The sequence below is a fragment of the Pseudomonas sp. SED1 genome, from assembly GCF_034044025.1.
In the GTDB taxonomy this organism is placed as follows: Bacteria; Pseudomonadota; Gammaproteobacteria; order Pseudomonadales; family Pseudomonadaceae; genus Aquipseudomonas.
On record NZ_JAXCIS010000191.1, the window covers coordinates 21,948 to 44,370 of the forward strand.

The window sequence follows — 22,423 nt, forward strand, 5'->3', positions numbered from 1 at the left end:
TTGAGTCAGCTGCGTGAGTGGATAAAAAAAGACCCCGGCCTCTTCAGGCCGGGGTCTTTTTATTCAGGCAGTAACGAGATCAGAACTTCTTGATCTCAGCCTTGGTTTCCAACTGCTTGCGATACGCGGCGAAGTCTTGCTGGCCCACACGCGACGCGAGGAAGCGGCGGTACTGAGCCTTCTCGTCATCGGTCGGGGCAGCGGCTTCGTTGACCGCGTTCAAGCGCACGATCACCAGGCTACCGTCTGGCAGAGTCACGCTGGTGAAGGTCGGCTTGTCCTTGGCCGCAGGCTTTGGCATGCGGAACAGGGCTTGCAGCACGGCTGGCTCGACGCCTTCCTGGCCACGGGTGGCCGCTTCGGTGACTTTCCAGGCCTGGCCATCCACCGGCTGATTCAGCGGTGTCTTGCCATCACGCAGGTTGGCAATCAGCTCGTCCGCGTGAGTCTTCGCCGCAGCGCTTGCGCGCTCCTTGGTCAACTGGGCACGGATGGCAGTGGCAACGCTTTCCAGCGGCAGCTGGGTAGGCTTCAAGTGCTCTTTGGCACGCAGCACCACGATGGTTTCCGGATCCAGCTCGATGGCGGTGCTGTTGGCACCTTCATCCAGTACTTCAGGGCTGAATGCAGCGGTCACCACGGCACGGTTGGCCGCGATACCTTCGCCACCTTCACGGCCGAATGGCGCGGAGGTGTGCACGGTCAGCTTCAGGTCAGACGCCGGCTGGGCCAGGTCGGAAGCTTCGAATGCAGCGTCTTCCAGTTGCTTGGTCGCGTCGACGAAACGCTGTTCAACCTGCTGGGTCTTGAGCTCGCGGGTCAGCTTGTCTTTCAGGCTGGCGAACGATGGCACTTCAGGTGCTTCAACGCCCAACAGCTTGATCAGGTGCCAGCCGAAGCTCGAACGCACCGGCGCCGAAACCTGGTCCTTGTTCAACGCGTACAGCGCTGTTTCGAAGGCTGGGTCGTAAACGCCAGGGCCGGCGAAACCGAGGTCACCGCCGTTGTTTGCAGAACCCGGATCCTGGGAGAACTCTTTGGCCAGGGCTTCGAACTTCTCGCCTTTGGCCAGGCGTGCCTGGATCTCTTCGATCTTGGCCTTGGCCTGCTCGTCGGTGGTCTTGTCGTTGACTTCAATCAGGATGTGCGCCGCGCGACGCTGTTCAGCGAGGTTGGCGGTTTCTTTCTGATAGAGAGCCTGCAGCTCATCGTCCTTGACCGCGACCTGGTCGAAGAAGGAAGCCTTCTTCAACTCCAGATAGTCGATGACCACCTGGTCCGGGGTCATGAACTCTTTGGCGTGCTGGTCGTAGTAAGCCTTGACCTCGTCGTCGGTGAGCTTCACCGCCGCAGGGTTGGCCTTGACGCTGACGGTGGCGAAATCGCGGGTCTGTTTTTCCAGACGGGCAAAAGCGAGCACTTCGGCATCAGTCACAAAACCGCTGCCGGCAATACCAGCACGAACCTGGCCGATCAGCATTTCCTGGCTCAGCATCTGGCGGAATTGCATACGGCTATAGCCCAGCTGACGGATCACCTGGTCGAAACGCTCAGCGTTGAACTGGCCATCCACCTGGAATTCCGGTGTCTGCAGGATCACTTGATCCAGCGCAGCTTCGGAGAAAGCGAATTTCGAATCCGCCGCGCCTTGCAGCAGCAGCTTGCGATCGATCAGGCTTTTGAGCGCGGCGTCGCGCAGCAGCTTTTCGTCCAGCAAGGAAGCATCGAAGTCCTTGCCCAGCTGTTGCATCAGTTGACGACGTTGCATGTCGACGGCCTGGCCCAGTTCACTTTGGGTGATTTCTTCACCGTTGACCTTGGCCACGTCCTGCTTGTTGTTGGTCGAAGCCTGAAAAATAGCCTCGATACCGGTAAACGCCATCAATGCGACGATGATCCCGATAATGGTCTTGGCAATCCAGCCTTGTGAATTGTCCCTGATATTCTGCAGCATGCGTCCCCCAGAAACGGTTGAACTTCAAAATTAGGCAACCGTGGAGCGTGGGTAGAGTCCGGATAGAAGAAAGGCGCATCCGAGGATGCGCCTTCTCGTAGCTGGCGGAGCGGACGGGGGTTTGAACCCACACCCCCGGCGTGGCGACCCGATGGATACTTGGGTCAGCTGCCGCTCCGCTGCCAGGTCAGACCTGCGTCCGACCCGGATGGGTAAGGCTTGAGAGAAGCTTAGTTAACGGCTTCTTTCAGGGCTTTACCAGCTTTGAAACCTGGCTTTTTGGCAGCGGCGATTTGCAGAGCCTTGCCAGTCTGTGGGTTACGACCAGTGCGAGCTGGGCGATCGGTCACAGAGAAAGTACCGAAACCAACCAGTACCACAGAGTCGCCGGCCTTGAGAGCGCCAGTGACGGATTCGATTACTGCGTCCAGCGCACGGCCAGCAGCGGCTTTCGGGATATCAGCAGATGCAGCGATAGCATCAATCAGTTCCGACTTGTTCACTCTAAGTCCCCTTATATCTATTGAGTATGATTCTAAGTTTTTTGGTGAAAGCAAAAACCAGTGCTGAATGGCCTACAGACACTTAAGAGCCGCTTTATAACAAGGGCTCTAAAAAGCTGTCAAGGAAGCCCCCAGGCTTAAACGTATTAATGCGTGCTAATTCTTTCCTTAGAGTCAGTCTCGCGCTTTTCATCTTTTGCAACTATCTCCGGAGCCACATCCGGCAAGGGCTCCGGCGCGTATTGCAGCGCAATTTGCAGGACCTCGTCAATCCATTTAACCGGTTTAATCTGCAGATCCTGCTTGATATTGTCAGGAATCTCCTTCAAGTCGCGAACATTCTCTTCAGGAATGATCACGGTCTTGATACCACCACGGTGTGCAGCCAACAATTTCTCTTTGAGGCCACCAATGGCCAGCACTTGCCCACGCAGGGTTATTTCCCCAGTCATGGCAACATCGGCGCGCACCGGAATGCCGGTCAGGGCTGATACCAGTGCCGTGCACATGCCTACGCCTGCGCTAGGGCCGTCTTTCGGCGTCGCCCCTTCCGGCATGTGGATGTGGGTGTCGTGCTTCTCGTGGAAGTCCAGGGGGATTCCCAGGCTCTTCGCACGGCTGCGCACCACGGTCTGCGCGGCAGTGATGGATTCGACCATCACGTCACCCAGGGAACCGGTCTTGATCAATTGCCCTTTGCCCGGGATAACAGCGGCCTCGATGGTCAGCAATTCGCCGCCCACTTGAGTCCACGCCAGGCCCGTGACCTGACCCACCTGGTCCTGCTGCTCAGCCAGGCCGTAACGGAATTTGCGCACGCCCAGGAAGTGTTCCAGCAGCTCAGCGGTGACCTTCACCGAGAAGCGTTTTTCCAGCGCATGTTCCTTCACGGCCTTGCGGCAGATCTTCGCCAGTTGACGCTCAAGGCCCCGTACACCGGCCTCGCGGGTGTAGAAACGAATGATGTCGCGGATCGCGTCGGCATCAAATTCGATCTCGCCTTTTTTCAGGCCGTTGGCCGCAATCTGCTTGGGCGAAAGGTATTTGACAGCGATGTTGATCTTCTCGTCTTCGGTGTAACCCGGCAGACGAATCACCTCCATCCGGTCCAGCAAGGCTGGCGGAATATTCATCGAGTTGGAGGTGCACAGGAACATTACGTCGGACAGGTCGTAGTCGACTTCCAGGTAATGGTCGTTGAAATTGTGGTTCTGCTCGGGGTCGAGCACTTCCAGCAAGGCAGAGGCCGGATCGCCACGCATGTCGCTGCCCATTTTGTCGATTTCATCAAGCAGGAACAGCGGGTTGCGCACACCCACCTTTGTCATCTTTTGAATCAATCTTCCTGGCATCGAACCGATATAAGTCCGGCGATGACCACGAATTTCCGCTTCATCACGCACACCACCCAAGGCCATGCGTACGAATTTACGGTTTGTTGCGTGAGCAATCGACTCAGCCAGCGAGGTTTTACCCACACCAGGAGGACCGACCAGGCACAACACCGGTCCACGAATTTTCTTCACGCGCTTTTGCACGGCGAGGTATTCGAGGATGCGTTCTTTGACTTCTTCGAGGCCGTAGTGATCGGCGTCCAGAATATCTTCGGCGCGGGCCAGGTCCAGGCGCACTTTGGTCTGGGCCTTCCACGGCACCTGCACCAGCCAGTCGATATACGAGCGAACCACGGTGGCTTCGGCCGACATCGGCGACATTTGCTTGAGCTTGTTCAGCTCGGCAGTGGCCTTGGTCAAGGCGTCTTTTGGCAGGCCGGCGGCATCGATGCGCTTTTTCAGCTCTTCGATTTCGTTGTGGCCTTCCTCGCTGTCACCCAGCTCTTTCTGAATGGCCTTCATCTGCTCATTCAGGTAGTACTCGCGCTGGCTGCGCTCCATTTGCTTTTTGACACGGCCGCGAATGCGCTTCTCGACCTGCAGCAGGTCGATTTCGGCATCCAGCAGCGCCAGGACGTGTTCGACCCGGGCAGACAAATCGATGATTTCGAGAATGTCCTGCTTCTGCTCGATTTTCAGCGCCATGTGCGCGGCCATGGTGTCGACCAGGCGGCTTGGCTCATCAATGCTGTTGAGGGAAGAGAGGACTTCTGCGGGGACTTTCTTTCCCAGTTGTACGTATTGCTCGAACTGGGACAGCAGGCTGCGAACGAACACTTCGGATTCGCGCTCAGGGGCATCGACTTCGTCGATCAACGCCACTTCGGCGCGCAGGTGGCCGTCCACTTCCATGAAGCGCTCGACCGCACCGCGCTGCTCACCTTCCACCAGCACCTTGACGGTGCCATCAGGCAGCTTGAGCAGTTGCAGGACAGTTGCAACGGTACCAACGCGATACAGGGCATCTTCGCCCGGATCATCGTCAGCAGGATTTCTCTGGGCCAGCAGCAGGATCTGCTTGTCGCCCGTCATCGCGGCCTCGAGGGCTTCGATAGACTTCTCGCGCCCCACGAACAGCGGGATAACCATGTGCGGATAGACGACGACATCACGCAACGGCAGGAGAGGCAATTCGATGGTTGTCTTCATGATTTCGCCTCTATGACAGATGAAAGTAACTTGAAACCAAGATGGGGGCTGCCTGCAAAAAAAACAAGCGTAATGGCATCAGTTAAACGCAGTAAAAACAAAGGGGCCCGTTAAGGCCCCTTTATTTTGTACAGCTCGGCGGTGCAACGCTTACGCGTCTGGCGCAGCCTTGGCAGCCGGCTCACTGTTTTCGTAGATATACAGTGGCTTGGACTTACCTTCTATAACGCTTTCGTCGATCACCACTTTACTCACCTCGGACTGCGAGGGGATTTCATACATGGTGTCGAGCAGTACGCCTTCGAGGATCGAGCGCAAACCACGGGCGCCGGTCTTGCGCTCCAGTGCCCGCTTGGCCACCGATTTGAGCGCGTCAGCACGGAACTCGAGGTCCACACCTTCCATCTCGAACAGCTTGGCGTATTGCTTGGTCAGGGCGTTTTTCGGCTCGGTGAGGATCTGCATCAACGCAGCCTCATCCAGCTCGTCCAACGTCGCCAGGACCGGCAGACGGCCAACGAATTCCGGGATCAGACCGAACTTGACCAAATCGTCAGGCTCGACTTCACGCAGGGATTCACCGACTTTCTTGCCTTCTTCCTTGCTGCGTACTTCTGCACTGAAGCCAATGCCACCACGGGTGGAACGGTTTTGAATAACCTTTTCCAGACCGGAGAACGCACCGCCACAGATGAACAGGATGTTGCGCGTATCAACCTGAAGGAATTCCTGCTGTGGATGCTTGCGGCCGCCTTGTGGCGGTACGGAAGCAACTGTACCTTCGATCAGTTTCAACAGCGCTTGCTGCACGCCTTCACCGGAAACGTCCCGGGTGATCGACGGGTTGTCGGATTTGCGCGAAATCTTGTCGATTTCATCGATGTAGACAATGCCCATCTGGGCCTTTTCCACGTCGTAATCGCATTTCTGCAGCAACTTCTGAATGATGTTCTCGACATCTTCACCTACGTAACCGGCCTCGGTAAGAGTGGTTGCGTCGGCGATGGTGAAGGGAACGTTCAGCAGGCGAGCCAAGGTTTCTGCAAGCAGGGTTTTACCCGAGCCTGTAGGACCGATCAGCAAGATGTTGCTTTTGCCGAGCTCGACGTCGTCACTTTTCTTGTCACGCTGGTTCAGACGCTTGTAGTGGTTGTACACCGCTACGGCCAGAACCTTCTTTGCACGCTCTTGACCAATCACATACTGATCAAGGATGCCGCTGATTTCTTTAGGCGAAGGCAATTTATGCGCGCTGCTTTCGGCCTGGGCTTCCTGCACCTCCTCACGGATGATGTCATTGCACAGGTCGACGCACTCGTCGCAGATAAAGACCGAGGGGCCGGCAATCAACTTGCGTACTTCATGCTGGCTTTTGCCACAGAAGGAGCAATAGAGCAGCTTGCCGTTGTCCTCGCCGTTGCGGGTGTCAGTCATTCGTTCGATCCAAATCCGATAGGCTTGCAACACAAGATGAAGGCTATTGAGGGCTTTTTCAAGCCCACTGGTGGTCGGACCTGCCGACCAGCCCTATTTTGAGCTGCTTATATTAAGCGGGGCGCTTTTCGATCACTGCGTCGATCAACCCGTATTCACGAGCCGCTTCGGCGCTCATGAAATTGTCACGGTTGGTGTCGCGCTCGATCTCTTCCAGGGTATGCCCGCTATGTTTGGCCATCAGCGTGTTGAGACGCTCACGAATAAAGAGGATTTCCTTGGCATGGATTTCGATGTCCGATGCCTGGCCCTGGAAACCGCCCAGTGGCTGGTGAATCATCACGCGAGAGTTCGGCAGGCAGTAACGCTTGCCCTCAGCACCAGCGGTCAGCAGGAAAGCACCCATGCTGCACGCCTGACCGATACAGGTGGTCGATACGTTCGGCTTGATGAACTGCATGGTGTCGTAGATCGACATGCCAGCCGTTACCGAACCGCCCGGGGAGTTGATGTAGAGATGGATGTCCTTGTCCGGGTTTTCCGCTTCAAGGAACAGCAGCTGCGCACAGATCAGGTTGGCCATGTAGTCCTCTACCGGACCAACCAGAAAGATCACTCGCTCCTTGAGCAGGCGCGAGTAGATGTCATAGGCGCGTTCGCCACGAGCAGATTGCTCGACAACCATCGGGACCAGGCCGCCAGCGGCCTGGATATCAGAGTTCTGCTGAATATACGAATTACGGAACATGCTCTGCAGTTACTCCCAAATAGTCATGTCTTGAATACGCATAAGCCAGCGCGAGGCTGGCTTATGGGTGTATTTTCAAACGAGTTGAGCGATCAGTCGGCTTGTGCTGCTTCAGCCGGCTTGACTGCTTCTTCGTAAGAGACCGCTTTATCGGTCACCTTAGCCTTCTGCAGAACAGTATCCACAACTTGCTCTTCCAGCACAACCGAACGCACTTCGTTCAGCTGCTGGTCGTTCTTGTAGTACCAGGACACAACAGCCTCAGGCTCCTGGTAGGCAGAAGCCATTTCCTGGATCATTTCGCGAACGCGGGTTTCGTCAGGCTTGAGGTCGAATTGCTTGACCACTTCAGCCACGATCAGACCCAGTACAACGCGGCGCTTGGCTTGCTCTTCGAACAGCTCGGCCGGCAGTTGGTCAGGCTTGATGTTGCCACCGAACTGCTGAACAGCCTGCACGCGCAGACGATCAACTTCGTTGGACAGCAGGGCCTTAGGCACTTCGATCGGGTTGGCGGCCAGCAGACCGTCCATCACCTGGTTCTTGACCTTGGACTTGATGGCCTGACGCAGCTCACGCTCCATGTTCTTGCGAACTTCGGTGCGGAAACCTTCGATGCCAGTTTCCTTAATGCCGAACTGGTTGAAGAACTCTTCGTTCAGTTCTGGCAGCTTAGGCTCGGAAACAGTGTTGACGGTCACGGTGAACTCGGCGGCTTTGCCAGCCAGGTCCAGGTTCTGATAGTCAGCCGGGAAAGTCAGGTTCAGAACGCGCTCTTCGCCAGCTTTGGCGCCAACCAGGCCGTCTTCAAAACCAGGGATCATGCGGTTGGAACCCAGCACCAGCTGAGTGCCTTTGGCGGAGCCGCCAGCGAACACTTCGCCGTCAACCTTGCCAACGAAATCGATGTTCAGCTGGTCTTCGTTCTGGGCAGCGCGATCGGCCACTTCAAAACGAGTGTTCTGCTTGCGCAGGATTTCCAGCATGTTGTCCAGATCGGAGTCAGCAACATCAGCGCTCAGGCGCTCGATGGCGATCGAATCGAAACCGGCAACTTCGAATTCAGGGAACACTTCGAAGATTGCAACGTATTCCAGATCCTTGCCTGCTTCCAGGGACTTAGGCTCGATGGAAGGCGAGCCAGCCGGGTTCAGCTTTTGCTCGACAACGGCTTCGTAGAAGGAAGCCTGGATCACGTCACCTACTGCTTCCTGACGTGCATCAGCACCGAAGCGGCGCTTGATTTCGCTCATTGGCACTTTGCCTGGACGGAAACCAGCGATCTTGGCCTTTTGGGCAGTCTGCTGCAGACGCTTGTTGACCTGGGTCTCGATGCGCTCGGCCGGCACGGTGATGCTCATGCGGCGCTCAAGAGCAGAAGTATTTTCAACAGAAACTTGCATGGATATTCCTCGTTGCACAGACGTTAGCTGGCCGTTTCCGACCCCAGAATCAAGGGCATGCATTCTAGTGGGTCAAACTCAAGAAGTCACCCTACTGAAAACGGGTAAAAAAACAGCGGGCAATTTATAGGTACGAATGCACGAGTGCAGCTCGCCCCGGTAGCAAATACATCCCATCACGCCAGGGCTCTGCGCCAACCCTTCTATATATAGAAGCAGCTGCCAATCATCTCCCTGACAACCGACCCTGCGGACAAGGCCAGCGAGCAGTGCGGCATCATCGCGAAACATAAATACGACGAAACGCCCTGCCCTTGCAGCCCAGCACCTGCGACTGCGTTAAAACTCAAACCGCTGAAACAAAAAAGGCGCCAGACTATTAATCTGGCGCCTTTCGAAATATGGGGTGGACGAAGGGGATCGAACCCTCGACAACGGGAGTCACAATCCCGTGCTCTACCAACTGAGCTACGCCCACCATATTGCGTGACCAAAAAGCCCGTCAAAATGGCTATTTGTTGAGCCTCAGGAAAGCCAGCAGGCTTTTCATGAAGCTTTATTTGGTGCGGATGAAGAGACTCGAACTCTTACACCTTGCGGCGCTGGAACCTAAATCCAGTGTGTCTACCAATTCCACCACATCCGCGCTTGAAGCTTTTAAAGCAAAGGCGCCAGACTATTAATCTGGCGCCTTTTAAATATGGGGTGGACGAAGGGGATCGAACCCTCGACAACGGGAGTCACAATCCCGTGCTCTACCAACTGAGCTACGCCCACCATATTGCGCTACTTGTGCCAAAGCTGCCTAATGGCGCACCCGGCAGGACTCGAACCTGCGACCATCCGCTTAGAAGGCGGATGCTCTATCCAGCTGAGCTACGGGCGCCTTATTAATCTGTACTCTTGGAGGATTACAAACTAACCAGTGCTAGGCTGTGCCCGACAAGTGCGACGAATAGTATAGATGCACCCGAAACCCGTCAAATCCTTTTTATAAAAAATTCATTTTATTTAAGGGGTTAGGGGAATTTGCAGACCAAGCGCCTTTGCCCTCGCGCCATGGCATGCGAGAATGCGCGCACTTTTCTTCCCCCTCTCGATGGTTAATCACGCGTAATGACTGCACAACTTATCGACGGCAAATCAATCGCCGCCAGCCTGCGCCAGCAGATCGCCAAACGAGTCGCCGAGCGCAGCCAACAAGGCCTGCGCACGCCGGGCCTCGCGGTGATCCTGGTCGGCAGCGATCCTGCCTCTCAGGTTTATGTCTCGCACAAGCGTAAAGACTGTGAAGAGGTCGGCTTTATCTCAAAAGCCTACGACTTGGATTCCGACACCACCCAGCAGGCCCTCACCGACCTGATCGACAGCCTCAATGACGATCCGGCCATCGACGGCATCCTGCTGCAACTGCCATTGCCCGAGCACCTGGACGCGTCGAAATTGCTTGAACGCATCCGCCCGGACAAAGACGTCGACGGTTTCCACCCTTATAACGTCGGCCGCCTGGCCCAGCGTATTCCGCTGCTGCGCCCGTGCACTCCGAAGGGCATCATGACCCTGCTGGAAAGCACCGGCGTCGATCTGTATGGCCTGGATGCAGTCGTTGTTGGCGCATCGAACATCGTCGGACGCCCGATGGCCATGGAACTGCTGCTGGCCGGCTGCACCGTGACCGTCACCCACCGTTTCACCAAGGACCTGGCTGGCCACGTTGGCCGCGCCGACCTGGTAGTGGTCGCTGCTGGCAAGCCGGGCCTGGTCAAGGGTGAGTGGATCAAGGAAGGCGCCATCGTTATCGACGTAGGCATCAACCGCCAGGACGACGGCAAGCTGGTGGGCGACGTGGTGTACGAAACCGCCCTGCCCCGCGCCGGATGGATCACCCCGGTACCGGGTGGTGTTGGCCCGATGACCCGCGCCTGCCTGCTGGAAAATACCCTGTACGCAGCCGAAACCCTGCACAGCTAATAACCAGCTGCTCTGAAAAAGCCCTGCCTTATCGCAGGGCTTTTTATTGGCCGGATAAAAAGCACTTTTTTCTTAGTTTTTAAGGGCTTTCATCTGTTTTCAGATGAACATTCGACAGTTTCTGATCCATACTCCTAAAATGTAACGGCATTTATCAGAAAGTCCGTGCAAAACGGTATATCCCTACTTTTTTTAGCGAGTTCATCCGCGTGAAAATTCATCTTTCCATCATCAGCCTATTTTTTGCATTTACAGGCACCTTCGCGAACGCCGGCGAAACCACTATGGCCCCCCGCGACATGTCCACCCTGCACATCGCCTCCGGCAGTGCGATGGTGGTAGACCTGCAGACCAACAAAGTCATCTATGCCAGCAACCCGGATGTCATCGTGCCGATCGCCTCAGTCAGCAAACTGATGACCGGCCTGATCGTGCTGGAAGCCAAGCAGAACATGGATGAATACATCGACATCAACATCAAGGACACGCCGGAGATGAAAGGCGTGTTCTCCCGGGTCAAGATTGGCAGCGAGATGCCGCGCAAAGAGATGTTGCTGATTGCCCTGATGTCCTCCGAAAACCGCGCCGCCGCCAGCCTGGCCCACCACTACCCGGGCGGCTACCCGGCCTTTATCGCGGCGATGAACGCCAAGGCCAAGGCGCTGGGCATGACCAGCACCCACTATGTAGAACCCACCGGCCTGTCGATTCACAACGTGTCCACCGCCCGCGACTTGAGCAAGCTGCTGGCCGCCGCGCGCAAATACCCGATGCTCAGCCAACTGAGTACCACCAAGGAAAAGACCGTCTCGTTCCGCAAGCCCAACTACACCCTGGGTTTCTCCAACACAGACCACCTGATCAACCGCGCCAACTGGGACATCAAGCTGACCAAGACCGGCTTTACCAACCAGGCCGGCCACTGCCTGGTGCTGGTGACCAGCATGGGTAATCGTCCGGTGTCGCTGGTGATCCTCGACGCCTTCGGCAAGTTCACCCACTTTGCCGATGCCAGTCGCATCCGCAGCTGGGTCGAGACCGGCAAGAGCGGCTCGGTGCCGGACGTCGCCTTGCGCTACAAGGCTGACAAGAACCTGAAGAACCGCCCACGGGCTAACGTTCAGGTGACCGAGTCCCGCTGAGTATTCAATGGCGACAATAAAAAACGGCGCCCTTGAGCGCCGTTTTTTTATTTGGCCTGACTGGCCAGCGTCTTGACCGCCTGAGCCGCGGCCTGCTCCTGCCCGGCCTGGGCCGTGGCGCTTGCCGCCTGCTGCCAGCGCTGGGCGTCGACCTTGACCGGCAACTGGGTGGGCCGCTGAATCAGTACCGCCCACTTGCCGCCGTCTTTCCACGCCGACTCAAACGCGCTGAAATCCATCGGCATGCGTCGCTCCAAGCCCGAACGCAGCAACACCATGCTCTTCTGCTTGTTGTAACCCACCACCACGACATACCGCGGCCCGGCCCAGAAGGTCGAGCCCTGGGTGATACGCGCCATCACCGGGTACCCGGCCGCGACCTGTGCCAGCAGCGCCGGCAGCTGACCTTCCAGCGGATACACCAACATCCCGTATTCACGGGCCAACACCTGCATGTTGCGCTCGAGGTCCGCTTCGGCGCCCGGCAAATGCAGAGGCTTATCCAATAGCCCCGGTGTAATCACAATGCCTTGTTGGGACAGCATGCTGGCCAGAGCGGCCGGGCCACCGAGGTAAGTCTCGCCGCGAAACGCCGGCACGCCCTTGAGTTCGACGCTCTCCGGCAGGCCCGGGATGCTCGTGGGTTTAGGGTGCGAGGTGCAGGCCGCCAGCCCCATGAAACAGGCTGCGACCCACCAGGAGGTTTTAATGTTCGAGGGAAACCGCAACTTCTTCACTCACTTGATCAACTGCCGACATGGGCCCTGATCATAGGACGCTGAGGGGCGCGGGTATAGCCTTGTACCGCAGTAAAGGGCCCGCCATAGAGCAAACAAGTTGGATGCACACGACCATTGGTCAATAGCAGGCAACCTGCGGATAGCTAGACTGTCCATTGAGAAGACAGTGTGTGCCCCGTACCGGGCAAAGGAGGCACTTATGAGCCTGACAACAACGATTCTACTTTTGATCTGTGGCTGGCTGGCCGTCGCCGCCGCCATGCTTTGGGGCGTGATGCGCGTAACCCGCCGGCACCATCACCCACAGGTAAAACCCGCAGCGCCCGACAAACTGCACAAACCTGCCGGGCACCACGCCTGACGCCTTAGCCAGGCATGCAACTGAAGTCATCGGTCTGCGCCAATTCCTTGCCGTGGCTATCCTTTAACTCGGCACGCACCGTGGTACCCAGACTGGATTCCACCAAGGTGTAATGTTCACCGGCCTTGAAGTTGCCGTACGTGACATGCCCGCGACAATCCTGCTGGTTGTCATCCCCCGCCTCTTCTTCAAACAAGGTGACATCCAGGCGATGGGCGCCAGGTTTCACTTCGAAGTAGCGGCCATCATTAATGTTTTTACCGTCTACCCGCTCGGCCATCAGGTCGTTGGGCGCCTCCTCTTGCAGGCCGATCCAGGCTTCGCTCGGGTCCGCCTTCGGCATCGGGCCGGCACACGCCGACAACAGCAGGACCGCACTCAAGGCCGGGATCAACAACAAGGGTTTAAGAGACATGGCAGAACTCCAAATGGATAAAGAGTGAAGGGGCAAAACAGCTCCCGTTCGATCGGTATCCAGCTTGGTACTGTCACCATTATTGAACAAATGAATACATATGAAAGGATCTTCAGCCGTTAACTAAATCTTCCTTCACCTGGCTGAAAGGTGCGTGTTAGGTGGGTCGGGCAAGACTGCCGGGGTTTGCAATCCCACTCCTTTGGAGGTTACGGCATGCTCGGGCTGGTAAAGACCGCACTGCTCAAGCCCTACACGTTTATCGTGCTGGCAATATTCATCTGCATCATTGGGCCCATGGCGGCCTTGCGTACCCCCACTGACGTATTTCCCGACATTGGCATCCCCGTCGTCGCGGTGGTTTGGCAGTACAACGGCCTGTCCCCGGACGCCATGGCCGGTCGCGTGATCTACACCTACGAACGCTCCCTGAGTACCACCGTCAACGACATCGAACACATTGAATCGCAGTCGTTACCCGGCATGGGCATCGTGAAGATTTTCTTCCAGCCCGGCGTGGATATCCGCACCGCCAACGCCCAGGTAACAGCGGTGTCACAAACCGTGCTCAAGCAGATGCCACCGGGCATCACCCCACCGCTGATCCTCAACTACAGCGCCTCGACGGTGCCGATCCTGCAGATGGCGTTCTCCAGCCCCAGCCTGTCGGAAGCGAAAATCCGCGACCTGGTACAGAACAATATCCGCCTGCCCCTGAGTGCCCTGCCCGGCCTGGCCATGCCCACGCCAATGGGCGGCAAGCAACGCCAGATCACCCTCGATCTCGACCCGCAGGCGCTGGCCGCCAAAGGGTTGTCAGCACAGGACGTGGGCAACGCTCTCGCCTTGCAGAACCAGATCATCCCGGTGGGTACCGCCAAACTCGGCCCCAACGAATACACGATCTTGCTCAACAACAGCCCCAAGGCGATTGACGAGCTCAACGACCTGCCGATCAAGACGGTCGACGGTGCGATCATCACCATCGGCCAGGTGGCCCACGTGCGTGACGGCTCGCCGCCGCAGACCAACATCGTGCGCGTTGACGGCCACCGTGCGGTGCTGATGCCGGCCCTGAAAAACGGCAGCATCTCCACCCTGTCGATTATCGACGGCATCCGCCAGATGCTGCCGCGCATCAATGAAACGTTGCCGCCTTCACTGAAGACCTCACTGCTCGGCGACGCCTCGGTGTTCGTTAAACAGTCGGTGGGCAGCGTGGCCCAGGAAGGCATCATCGCGGCGTTGCTGACCAGCGCGATGATCCTGCTGTTCCTCGGCAGCTGGCGCTCGACCATCATCATCGCCGCCTCGATTCCCCTGGCGGTGCTCTCGGCCATCGCATTGCTGGCAGCCACCGGGCAAACCCTCAACGTCATGACCCTCGGCGGGCTGGCGTTGGCGGTGGGGATTCTGGTGGACGACGCCACGGTGACCATCGAGAACATCAACTGGCACCTGGAACAAGGCAAGGCGGTGAAAGACGCGATCCTCGACGGCGCCAAGCAGATTGTCGGCCCGGCGTTCGTGTCCCTGCTGTGTATCTGCATCGTGTTCGTGCCGATGTTCATGCTGCAAGGCATCGCCGGTTATCTGTTCCGCCCGATGGCGTTGGCGGTGATCTTCGCCATGGCCAGCTCGTTCATTCTGTCGCGAACGTTGGTGCCGACCCTGGCGATGTTCCTGCTCAAGCCGCACGTGCCGGAGCAAGGCCAGGGCCATCACCCGGAAGATGAATTCATCAACCATCACGAGGGCGACCAGCACAAACCCCAGCGCAACGCCGTGCTGCAATCGGTGCTGAATTTCCAGCAGGGTTTCGAGCGTCACTTCTCCAACGTGCGCGACGTCTACCACAGCCTGCTGACCCTGGCCCTGGGTGCTCGCAAGCGTTTCATCGTCGGCTTCCTGGCCTGCATTCTTGCCTCGTTCCTGCTGCTGCCAAGCCTGGGCCAGGACTTCTTCCCGGCCACCGACGCCGGGGCCATGGCCCTGCATGTGCGCTTGCCGCTGGGCACGCGGATCGAAGAAAGCGCCGCAGCGTTTGATCGGATCGAAGCGCGGATTCGCGAGATCGTTCCGGCCGACGAACTAGACACTATCGTCGACAACATCGGCATTCCGCTGAGCGGCATCGACATGGCCTACAGCAGCAGCGGCACCATCGGCCCACAGGACGGTGATATCCAGGTCACCCTGAAAAAAGACCACGCGCCAACTGCTGACTACGTGAAAAAACTGCGTGAAGCCCTGCCCGAAAGTTTCCCCGGCAGCCAGTTCGCCTTCCTGCCGGCCGACATCAGCAGCCAGATCCTCAACTTCGGTTCACCGGCACCGCTGGATGTGAAAATCTCCGGGCGCAGCGATGAAGAAAACCGCGCCTACGCCGTGGAACTGGAGCGTCGCCTGAAACACGTACCGGGCATTGCCGACCTGCGTATCCAGCAGTCCACCGGCTACCCGTCACTGCAAGTCAACGTAGACCGGATGCGCGCCAATGGCCTGGGCATCACCGAGCGCGACGTGACCAACAGCATGGTTGCGTCCCTGGCCGGCAGCTCGCAAACCGCACCAACGTTCTGGCTGAACCCGGCCAATGGCGTGTCGTATTCGATCGTGGCTGCCACCCCGCAGTATCGCCTCGACAGCCTGCCGTCCCTGGAAGCATTGCCGGTGACCGGTGCCGATGGGCAGTCGCAAATCCTCGGCGGCGTAGCGACGATTTCACGGGTACAAAGCCCGGCGGTGGTGACCCACTACAACATCGAACCGACCCTGGACCTGTACGCCAACGTGCAGGGCCGCGACCTCGGCGGCGTCGCCAGCGATGTGCAAAAGGTGCTGAATGACATGGCCCCGATGCGCCCCAAAGGCGCGACCATCAGCCTGCACGGGCAGATCGATGCGCTGCATGAAGCGTTCAACGGCTTGAGCTTCGGCCTGCTCGGCGCAGTGGTGCTGATCTACCTGCTGATCGTGGTCAACTTCCAGTCCTGGACTGACCCGTTCGTGATCATCACCGCGCTGCCGGCGGCCCTCGCGGGCATCGTGTGGATGCTGTTCCTCAGCGGCACCTCGCTGTCGGTGCCCGCACTCACGGGGGCCATCCTCTGTATGGGCGTGGCCACCGCCAACTCGATCCTGGTGGTGAGTTTCTGCCGAGAGCGCCTGGCCGAACATGGCGACGCACTCAAGGCCGCACTGGAAGCCGGCTACACACGTTTCCGCCCGGTGTGCATGACCGCTCTGGCGATGATCATCGGCATGTTGCCGCTGGCCTTGTCCGAAGAACAAAACGCGCCGCTGGGACGTGCCGTGATCGGCGGCCTGATCCTCGCCACCACTGCCACTTTGCTGTTTGTACCCGTGGTCTTCAGTTTGGTCCACGGTCGTCACCCTACTCGCGCTGCTGCTGGAGAAACCCCACATGTCGTCTGATCACAAACCCTCGCGCAAGCGTCTGATGTTCATGGGTGTCGGCGGCCTGACACTGGCTGCCCTGTTGGTCGCCAACGGCCTGCACGCCCGTACGATGCATGAAAAATCCGTCACCGCCTGGACCGAAACCGCCGCAGTGCCGCAGGTGCTGGTGTTCCAGCCGAAGCAGAACGCGGCCGGCGACACCCTGCGCCTGCCCGCACACCTGGAAGCCTGGAGCAAGGCACCGATTCATGCGCGGGTCAGCGGTTATCTCAAAGACTGGAAGGTCGACATCGGCACCCAGGTCAAGGCCGGGCAAATCCTCGCCGAGATCGACAGCCCCGACCTCGACCAGCAAGTGGCACAAACCCACGCGCGCATGGTGCAGGAACAGGCCAACGCACGACTGGCGGAAACCACCGCCACCCGTTGGAAAAACCTGCTGGACAGCCATTCGGTATCGCGCCAGGAGGCCGATGAAAAAACCTCCAACGCCCTGGCTGCCAAGGCCAATGCCCAGGCAGCAGAGGCAGACTATGCGCGGCTGTCGGCCCTGGAAGACTACAAGACCATCCGCGCGCCGTTCGCTGGCGTAATCACCGCGCGTAATACCGACATCGGCCAATTGATCAAGGCCGACAGCGACAGCGATCCGGAACTGTTCGACATCGCCGACACCCACCAACTGCGGCTCTATGTGCCGGTGCCGCAGAACTATGCGGCGGTGATTCATCCCGGATTGGCCGCCCAACTGACGGTACCCGAGCACCCCGGCGAACACTTCAGCGCGAAGCTGATGGGCGACTCCACCGCCATCGACCGCCGCTCCGGCACCCTGCTCGCGCAGTTCGTGGCAGACAATCCGGACGGCAAGTTGCTGCCCGGCGACTACGCAGAAGCCACCCTGGCGATTCCGGCAGACACCCATGGTGTGAGCATCCCGGCCAGCGCCCTGATCTTCCGCGCCCAAGGCACCCAGGTCGCGGTTCTGGACGCCAAGAACCATGTGCACCTGCAAGACATCCACATCGGCCTCGACCTCGGCGAGCGCCTGGTCATCGATCAAGGCCTGAAACCCGCCGATCGCGTAGTCGACAACCCGCCCGACGCCCTGCGCGAAGGCGACGCCGTGCAACTGGCCGACGCCGGAGGTGCCCATGCACCCAAGGCTTAAACCCCTCGCAGCCTTGGTGTTGCTGGCGCTGCACGGTTGCTCGTTGGCGCCCACCTACAAGGCACCGACCATTGACCTGCCGGCCAAATACCGCGAACAGACCAGCGACGGTCCGTGGCACAGCGCCCAACCCTCCGACCAACTGGCGCCGAAGTGGTGGCAGCTTTACCAGGACCAGCGCTTGAACGGCCTGCAGGAACAACTGCTCAAGGCCAACCCGGACCTGGCGGCGGCGCTGGCGCATTTCGACGCGTCCCAGGCGTATGCCAGCCAGCTGCATGCCGGATTGTTCCCGCAAATCACCGCCAGCGCACAGCCGTTGCGTCAGCGCCAATCGGATTCCCGGCCGCTGCGGGGCGATACCCAGCCTTCGGTGTACAACAGCAACACGGCAGGGTTTTCACTGAGTTTTGACCTGGATCTGTGGGGCAAAATCCGCAACCAAGTGGCGGCTGGCGATGCGCAGGCCCAAGCCTCCGGGGATGATTTGGCGGTGGCACGCCTGAGCTTGCAGCATCAGTTGGCGACGCTGTACGTGCAGCTCAACGGGCTGGATGCGCAGAGCCGGATTCTCAGCAGTTCGCTGGATGATTTTGGCCAGGCGCTGCAACTGACCCGCAGCCGGTATGAAGGACAGATCGCCTCGGAACTCGACCTGACCCGCGCACAGAATCAGCTGGCTGAAGCCGAGGCCCAGCTTGACGATGTACGCGGTCAGCGCAATCTCACCGAGCATGCGATTGGTGAATTGGTGGGTGTGTCGGCCAGTGAATTCCAGCTGCCGCCGAGCCGGCAATTGATTGCGTTGCCGGGGATTCCGCAACAGCTGCCGAGCCATCTGCTGCAACGCCGGCCGGATATTGCGGCGGCGGAGCGACGGGTGTTTGCGGCCAACGCGAATATCGGCGTGGCAAAGGCCGCGTGGTATCCGGATTTCAGTTTGACCGGATTGATTGGCGGGCAGACCCAAGGCGTCGGCAACTTGTTCTCGGCGGCCAATCGGTACTGGGCGCTGGGGCCCTTGGTCAACCTGCCGATCTTTGATGGCGGACGGCTGAGCGCCAATGAACGCCAGGCCAAGGCGGAGTTTGAAGAGGCTTCGGCGCACTATCGTAGCCAGGTGTTAAGAGCCGTGCGTGAGGTGGAAGACAACCTTGGGCAACTGCGTGATTTGCAGCAGGAGGCGATGGATGAACAGGCCGCCGCCAATGCAGCCGAGCACACCCAGGCGCTGGCGATGAACAGTTATCAGGCGGGGGCTGTGAGCTATCTGGATGTGGTGACGGCACAGACCGCAGCGTTGCAGGCACAGCGCACGTTGCAAGCGGTGCAGACACGGCAGTTGCAGGCGAGTGTGGGTTTGGTGACAGCACTCGGCGGCGGTTGGAAGCCTGACACAAATCTCGAGCCCACTGGATGATCGTTCCCACGCTCTGCGTGGGAATGCCGCCTCGGACGCTCTGCGTCCAACTGGCGATGCAAGGTTAAAGTCATGCGCAGTGGTGACGCAGAGCGTCACGGGATGCATTCCCACGCAGAGCGTGGGAACGATCGCACCTGTCTCAAGAACGACAGTGATCAAATGTGGGAGCGGGCTTGCTCGCGAAGGCGGTGGGTCAGTCAAACATCTAGACTGAGCCACCGCCAATTTCAATCTTCCGGCCGACTATTCAGAAAAACGCTCACCGCTGTGTAGTCACTGCCATTGGCATGTCGATATAGCGTACTGCTGTGATAGTCGGATACGTCCCCCGCCACCGACACAGTGATGGTACGGCCCTGAACATCGACTTTTGCCGATGCGTCACGCGTAATTAAAAATGGACTGGCATCCCTCAACGCAGCCAATACTTCACTGTCGTCCTCCAAGGTGCGGTAAACGTAATATCGATAGCTGAACGGAACAGTTGACCCTCCACGGTCATCCTTGACGCCATAGATGGCCCCGTCAGTGCCAAGTGGCACTCTCATTACAACTTCTGTCAATTGCGGGCGACCCGGCGAAAGCAGCCAATCACCGCCGATATACACCAGGCAACACGCCAATAGGATAGTAGTGACAACTGAATAAACTGACTTTCTAGTAGTCCCTGAACCTGGCATACCTGATTCCTTCCTTGATCCAATATTGGTCGACCGGATCATCACCGAAAGGTGCCTCTCCCCACCAACGGCCGAACTCGGGTTTATCCGTGCCCGCTCTGCTTTGAGCAAGCCCCGCTGCGCGCAAAAGCACTTCTTCGCTGAAACCAGCAGCTGTCCCCACGGCGCCATAATGAAAGTTTCCAAAGGCTTCATATTCTTTAGAAATCTTCTTGTAGTCCCAAGGACCGCGATTGCGGACCTGAGTATAAAACCAAGAGTACATAAACGCGGAACCAGCCTTCAGCACATTCTTTTTGTGGAACGCGGCGGCCATATTTTCGTCGAGCGATACGCCGGGTGGTGGCATAGGGTCCGCCATCAAATGCTTCCTCTGCATTAGGTTTTTGCGTGACGGAACCTAACACTGGAAGCCCGAAATAATGAGCGGTACGAAGAACAAAAGAGACTTCGTACATAGGTGCAGGACATGCCTTACAACCCATCCTCGAAGCGACATATTTCCTACATTTCTTTCGGGTTGCTGGTCGGAACGGGCACCACTAGTCTTCGCCAGTCGCTGCCAATTCAGCGACCGGACGTGAGAAATCCGAAGACTCCATTGGCGCAAAAGCGCCCTCCGTATACAGTGCAGGCGCTTTTTCTGTGCTCGCTGTTATGGCGGCTGTGCGCGGGCACGCTTCGGCGTGGCCAAGCTCCTGGGGTTTTGGTTTTCTCACTCCGCGTACAGCTGCCACCTTCGTTCGTGAGAAAAACCTGGTGGTAGTCTCTAACTCTCCAGGAACTGCATCATGATCAAAGACAGTCCAAATCCTCCTTCCGATTCGAACCTGCTCTTCACCCTCCGCCCTGGTCTCGATACCGAAACCCTGCTGCTTAATGCCTCTCAGGATCTGGAATCCATCAATGCCATCGCCGCGCACTTGGCCTTTGAGGTTGATGGTTCACAGCGCAGTGTGGTGCTGGGGATGTGTCGGATGCTGGAGGGCGTGCAGTTGCTGGTAGATCGGGTGGTGGATGCGACGGTAGCCGTGCGCTGACCCATAACTGTAGGAGCGAGCTTGCTCGCGAAAAACGTCAACGATTACGCGTACAGCCTGGATGTACGCGGCGCCCTCAGGTTTTTCGCGAGCAAGCTCGCTCCTACAGTAGGTTTCTAGGGTCAGTGATTTATGCAGCCAGTTTGCCGTTGGCAATCGCCACCGACGCCGCCACCATCGCCCTCAGCAACACCGCACAGCCCGCCGCCAGATCATCCGGTGCGGCATTCTCGATTTCGTTGTGGCTGATGCCGCCCTCACATGGCACAAAGATCATCCCCGCCGGCCCCAACTCTGCGACGAAAATCGCGTCATGCCCTGCCCCGCTCACAATGTCCATGTTCGACAGTCCCAGGCCATTGGCCGCATCACGCACAGCATCCACGCAGCCCTTGTCGAAATACAGCGGCGGGAAGTCAGCGGTGGGTGTCATCTCGAACGTGAGGCCGTGCTTGGCGCAGGTCTCGTCGATTACCTTGCGCACCTGGGCGATCATCGAATCCAGTCGTGCCGGTTCCAGATGACGGAAATCCAGGGTCATGCGCACTTCGCCAGGAATGACGTTGCGTGAACCGGGATACGCTTGCAGGCAACCGACGGTGCCACAGGCGTGAGGCTGATGACCCAACGCAGCCGCATTGACGGCGGCGACCACAGCAGCAGCGCCTACCAATGCGTCTTTACGCAGGTGCATGGGCGTTGGGCCGGCGTGCGCCTCGACACCGCGTAATTTCAGGTCGAACCATTTCTGGCCAAGGGCGCCCAGCACTACGCCGATGGTTTTCTTTTCATCCTCAAGAATCGGGCCTTGTTCGATATGCGCTTCGAAATATGCGCCGACCTTGTGCCCGCTCACTGGCCGCGTACCGGCATAACCAATAGCATTCAGCGCATCGCCCACGGTCACGCCGTCGGCATCCGTCTTGGCCAGCGTATCGGCCAGGGTGAATTTCTCGGCAAACACCCCGGACCCCATCATGCATGGCGGAAAGCGCGAGCCTTCTTCGTTGGTCCACACCACCACTTCCAGCGGCGCTTCGGTTTCCACTTTCAGGTCATTGAGGGTTCGCAGCACTTCCACTCCCGCCAACACCCCAAAACAACCATCAAACTTGCCGCCGGTGGGTTGGGTGTCGATATGGCTGCCGGTCATCACCGGCGGCAACTTGGGATTGCGCCCCGGCCGGCGGGCGAAGATATTGCCGACGCCATCGATGGTCACGGTACAGCCCGCCTCCTCGCACCACTTCACAAAAAGGTCGCGGGCCTGGCGATCGAGGTCGGTCAGGGCCAGGCGGCAGACGCCGCCCTTGGGGGTGGCGCCGAGCTTGGCGAGTTCCATCAGGGACAGCCACAGGCGATCGCGGTTGATGTGCTGATGGGTGGATTGCAGAACGTCTATGGCAGCGTTCATGGGGATCTCCTCAGACAGTAATTCTTATGAATTTGACCAGGCTCTCACTGGCGGACTG

The 22,423-nt window shown here is 58.3% G+C and carries 18 protein-coding genes, 4 tRNA genes and 1 pseudogene; 8 read left to right on the top strand and 15 right to left on the bottom strand.

Annotated elements, in window-relative coordinates:
* Positions 1 to 79: 79 nt before the first annotated feature.
* The 10 genes from SNL23_RS24770 to SNL23_RS24815 form a co-directional block, all read right to left on the bottom strand.
* Positions 80 to 1,954: a SurA N-terminal domain-containing protein gene (locus SNL23_RS24770; RefSeq protein ID WP_318303906.1), complete on the bottom strand. Its 1,875-nt coding sequence runs from the start codon at positions 1,952 to 1,954 to the stop codon at positions 80 to 82.
* 230 nt (positions 1,955 to 2,184) lie between these two features.
* Positions 2,185 to 2,457 carry an HU family DNA-binding protein gene (locus tag SNL23_RS24775; RefSeq protein WP_003174819.1) on the bottom strand — a complete coding sequence of 91 codons (273 nt, stop codon included), beginning with the start codon at positions 2,455 to 2,457 and terminating at the stop codon, positions 2,185 to 2,187.
* Positions 2,458 to 2,603: 146 nt separating this feature from the next.
* Positions 2,604 to 5,000 (bottom strand): endopeptidase La, encoded by a 2,397-nt coding sequence (lon, locus tag SNL23_RS24780; RefSeq protein WP_076014237.1) that lies wholly within the window; start codon positions 4,998 to 5,000, stop codon positions 2,604 to 2,606.
* Positions 5,001 to 5,150: 150 nt separating this feature from the next.
* A complete protein-coding gene (clpX, locus tag SNL23_RS24785) occupies positions 5,151 to 6,434 on the bottom strand; it encodes an ATP-dependent Clp protease ATP-binding subunit ClpX (protein WP_003207856.1) in 1,284 nt (427 codons plus the stop codon).
* A 112-nt stretch (positions 6,435 to 6,546) separates the two neighbouring features.
* Positions 6,547 to 7,182: an ATP-dependent Clp endopeptidase proteolytic subunit ClpP gene (gene clpP, locus SNL23_RS24790; RefSeq protein ID WP_003174822.1), complete on the bottom strand. Its 636-nt coding sequence runs from the start codon at positions 7,180 to 7,182 to the stop codon at positions 6,547 to 6,549.
* A gap of 92 nt (positions 7,183 to 7,274) precedes the next feature.
* Positions 7,275 to 8,585, bottom strand: a complete 1,311-nt coding sequence (gene tig, locus SNL23_RS24795; protein WP_076014238.1) for a trigger factor — start codon at positions 8,583 to 8,585, stop codon at positions 7,275 to 7,277.
* 402 nt (positions 8,586 to 8,987) lie between these two features.
* Positions 8,988 to 9,063: transfer RNA gene (locus SNL23_RS24800), tRNA-His, on the bottom strand.
* Positions 9,064 to 9,146: 83 nt separating this feature from the next.
* Positions 9,147 to 9,231: transfer RNA gene (locus SNL23_RS24805), tRNA-Leu, on the bottom strand.
* Between the two features lie 55 nt (positions 9,232 to 9,286).
* Positions 9,287 to 9,362: transfer RNA gene (locus tag SNL23_RS24810), tRNA-His, on the bottom strand.
* A 32-nt stretch (positions 9,363 to 9,394) separates the two neighbouring features.
* Positions 9,395 to 9,471, bottom strand: a tRNA-Arg gene (locus SNL23_RS24815).
* A 230-nt stretch (positions 9,472 to 9,701) separates the two neighbouring features.
* On the opposite strand from SNL23_RS24815, the gene folD reads away from it, so the two are divergent.
* A complete protein-coding gene (folD, locus tag SNL23_RS24820; protein ID WP_076014239.1) occupies positions 9,702 to 10,556 on the top strand; it encodes a bifunctional methylenetetrahydrofolate dehydrogenase/methenyltetrahydrofolate cyclohydrolase FolD in 855 nt (284 codons plus the stop codon).
* 209 nt (positions 10,557 to 10,765) lie between these two features.
* Positions 10,766 to 11,698, top strand: a complete 933-nt coding sequence (gene pbpG, locus SNL23_RS24825; RefSeq protein WP_076014240.1) for a D-alanyl-D-alanine endopeptidase — start codon at positions 10,766 to 10,768, stop codon at positions 11,696 to 11,698.
* A gap of 47 nt (positions 11,699 to 11,745) precedes the next feature.
* Here pbpG and SNL23_RS24830 read toward each other — a convergent pair whose 3' ends face one another.
* Complete coding sequence (locus SNL23_RS24830) at positions 11,746 to 12,375, bottom strand: peptidase C39 family protein (RefSeq protein ID WP_318303908.1); 630 nt, start codon at positions 12,373 to 12,375, stop codon at positions 11,746 to 11,748.
* A gap of 262 nt (positions 12,376 to 12,637) precedes the next feature.
* Between SNL23_RS24830 and SNL23_RS24835 the strand changes: the two genes are divergently transcribed.
* Entirely contained in the window at positions 12,638 to 12,799 is a 162-nt protein-coding gene (locus SNL23_RS24835; protein WP_167663083.1) for a hypothetical protein, read from the top strand.
* Between the two features lie 4 nt (positions 12,800 to 12,803).
* Here the strand turns inward: SNL23_RS24835 and SNL23_RS24840 are convergent, their stop codons facing one another.
* Positions 12,804 to 13,214 carry a PA0061/PA0062 family lipoprotein gene (locus SNL23_RS24840; protein WP_017476929.1) on the bottom strand — a complete coding sequence of 137 codons (411 nt, stop codon included), beginning with the start codon at positions 13,212 to 13,214 and terminating at the stop codon, positions 12,804 to 12,806.
* A gap of 216 nt (positions 13,215 to 13,430) precedes the next feature.
* Here SNL23_RS24840 and SNL23_RS24845 point away from each other — a divergent pair, with 216 nt between their 5' ends.
* Genes SNL23_RS24845 through SNL23_RS24855 form a run of 3 tightly spaced genes read left to right on the top strand, consistent with a single transcriptional unit; the run spans position 13,431 to position 19,228 of the window.
* On the top strand, positions 13,431 to 16,652 hold the full coding sequence (locus SNL23_RS24845; protein ID WP_076014243.1) for an efflux RND transporter permease subunit: 3,222 nt from the start codon (positions 13,431 to 13,433) through the stop codon (positions 16,650 to 16,652).
* Entirely contained in the window at positions 16,642 to 17,808 is a 1,167-nt protein-coding gene (locus tag SNL23_RS24850; RefSeq protein WP_076014244.1) for an efflux RND transporter periplasmic adaptor subunit, read from the top strand. The genes SNL23_RS24845 and SNL23_RS24850 overlap by 11 nt, the downstream gene beginning before the upstream one ends.
* Positions 17,792 to 19,228, top strand: a complete 1,437-nt coding sequence (locus SNL23_RS24855; RefSeq protein WP_318303909.1) for an efflux transporter outer membrane subunit — start codon at positions 17,792 to 17,794, stop codon at positions 19,226 to 19,228. The genes SNL23_RS24850 and SNL23_RS24855 overlap by 17 nt, the downstream gene beginning before the upstream one ends.
* 230 nt (positions 19,229 to 19,458) lie before the next feature.
* Here the strand turns inward: SNL23_RS24855 and SNL23_RS24860 are convergent, their stop codons facing one another.
* Together SNL23_RS24860 and SNL23_RS24865 are read right to left on the bottom strand one after the other, a co-directional pair.
* On the bottom strand, positions 19,459 to 19,839 hold the full coding sequence (locus SNL23_RS24860; protein ID WP_318303910.1) for a hypothetical protein: 381 nt from the start codon (positions 19,837 to 19,839) through the stop codon (positions 19,459 to 19,461).
* A gap of 49 nt (positions 19,840 to 19,888) precedes the next feature.
* Positions 19,889 to 20,272 carry a polymorphic toxin type 44 domain-containing protein gene (locus SNL23_RS24865; RefSeq protein ID WP_318303912.1) on the bottom strand — a complete coding sequence of 128 codons (384 nt, stop codon included), beginning with the start codon at positions 20,270 to 20,272 and terminating at the stop codon, positions 19,889 to 19,891.
* A 430-nt stretch (positions 20,273 to 20,702) separates the two neighbouring features.
* On the opposite strand from SNL23_RS24865, the gene SNL23_RS24870 reads away from it, so the two are divergent.
* Together SNL23_RS24870 and SNL23_RS24875 are read left to right on the top strand one after the other, a co-directional pair.
* Positions 20,703 to 20,951: a DUF6124 family protein gene (locus SNL23_RS24870; protein ID WP_167663080.1), complete on the top strand. Its 249-nt coding sequence runs from the start codon at positions 20,703 to 20,705 to the stop codon at positions 20,949 to 20,951.
* Between the two features lie 21 nt (positions 20,952 to 20,972).
* Positions 20,973 to 21,062, top strand: a pseudogene (locus SNL23_RS24875) (outer membrane lipoprotein carrier protein LolA); the annotation flags it as partial.
* A 19-nt stretch (positions 21,063 to 21,081) separates the two neighbouring features.
* Here SNL23_RS24875 and SNL23_RS24880 read toward each other — a convergent pair.
* Positions 21,082 to 22,365, bottom strand: coding sequence for a Zn-dependent hydrolase (locus SNL23_RS24880; protein WP_318303914.1), 1,284 nt, complete (start codon positions 22,363 to 22,365; stop codon positions 21,082 to 21,084).
* Positions 22,366 to 22,423: the final 58 nt, after the last annotated feature.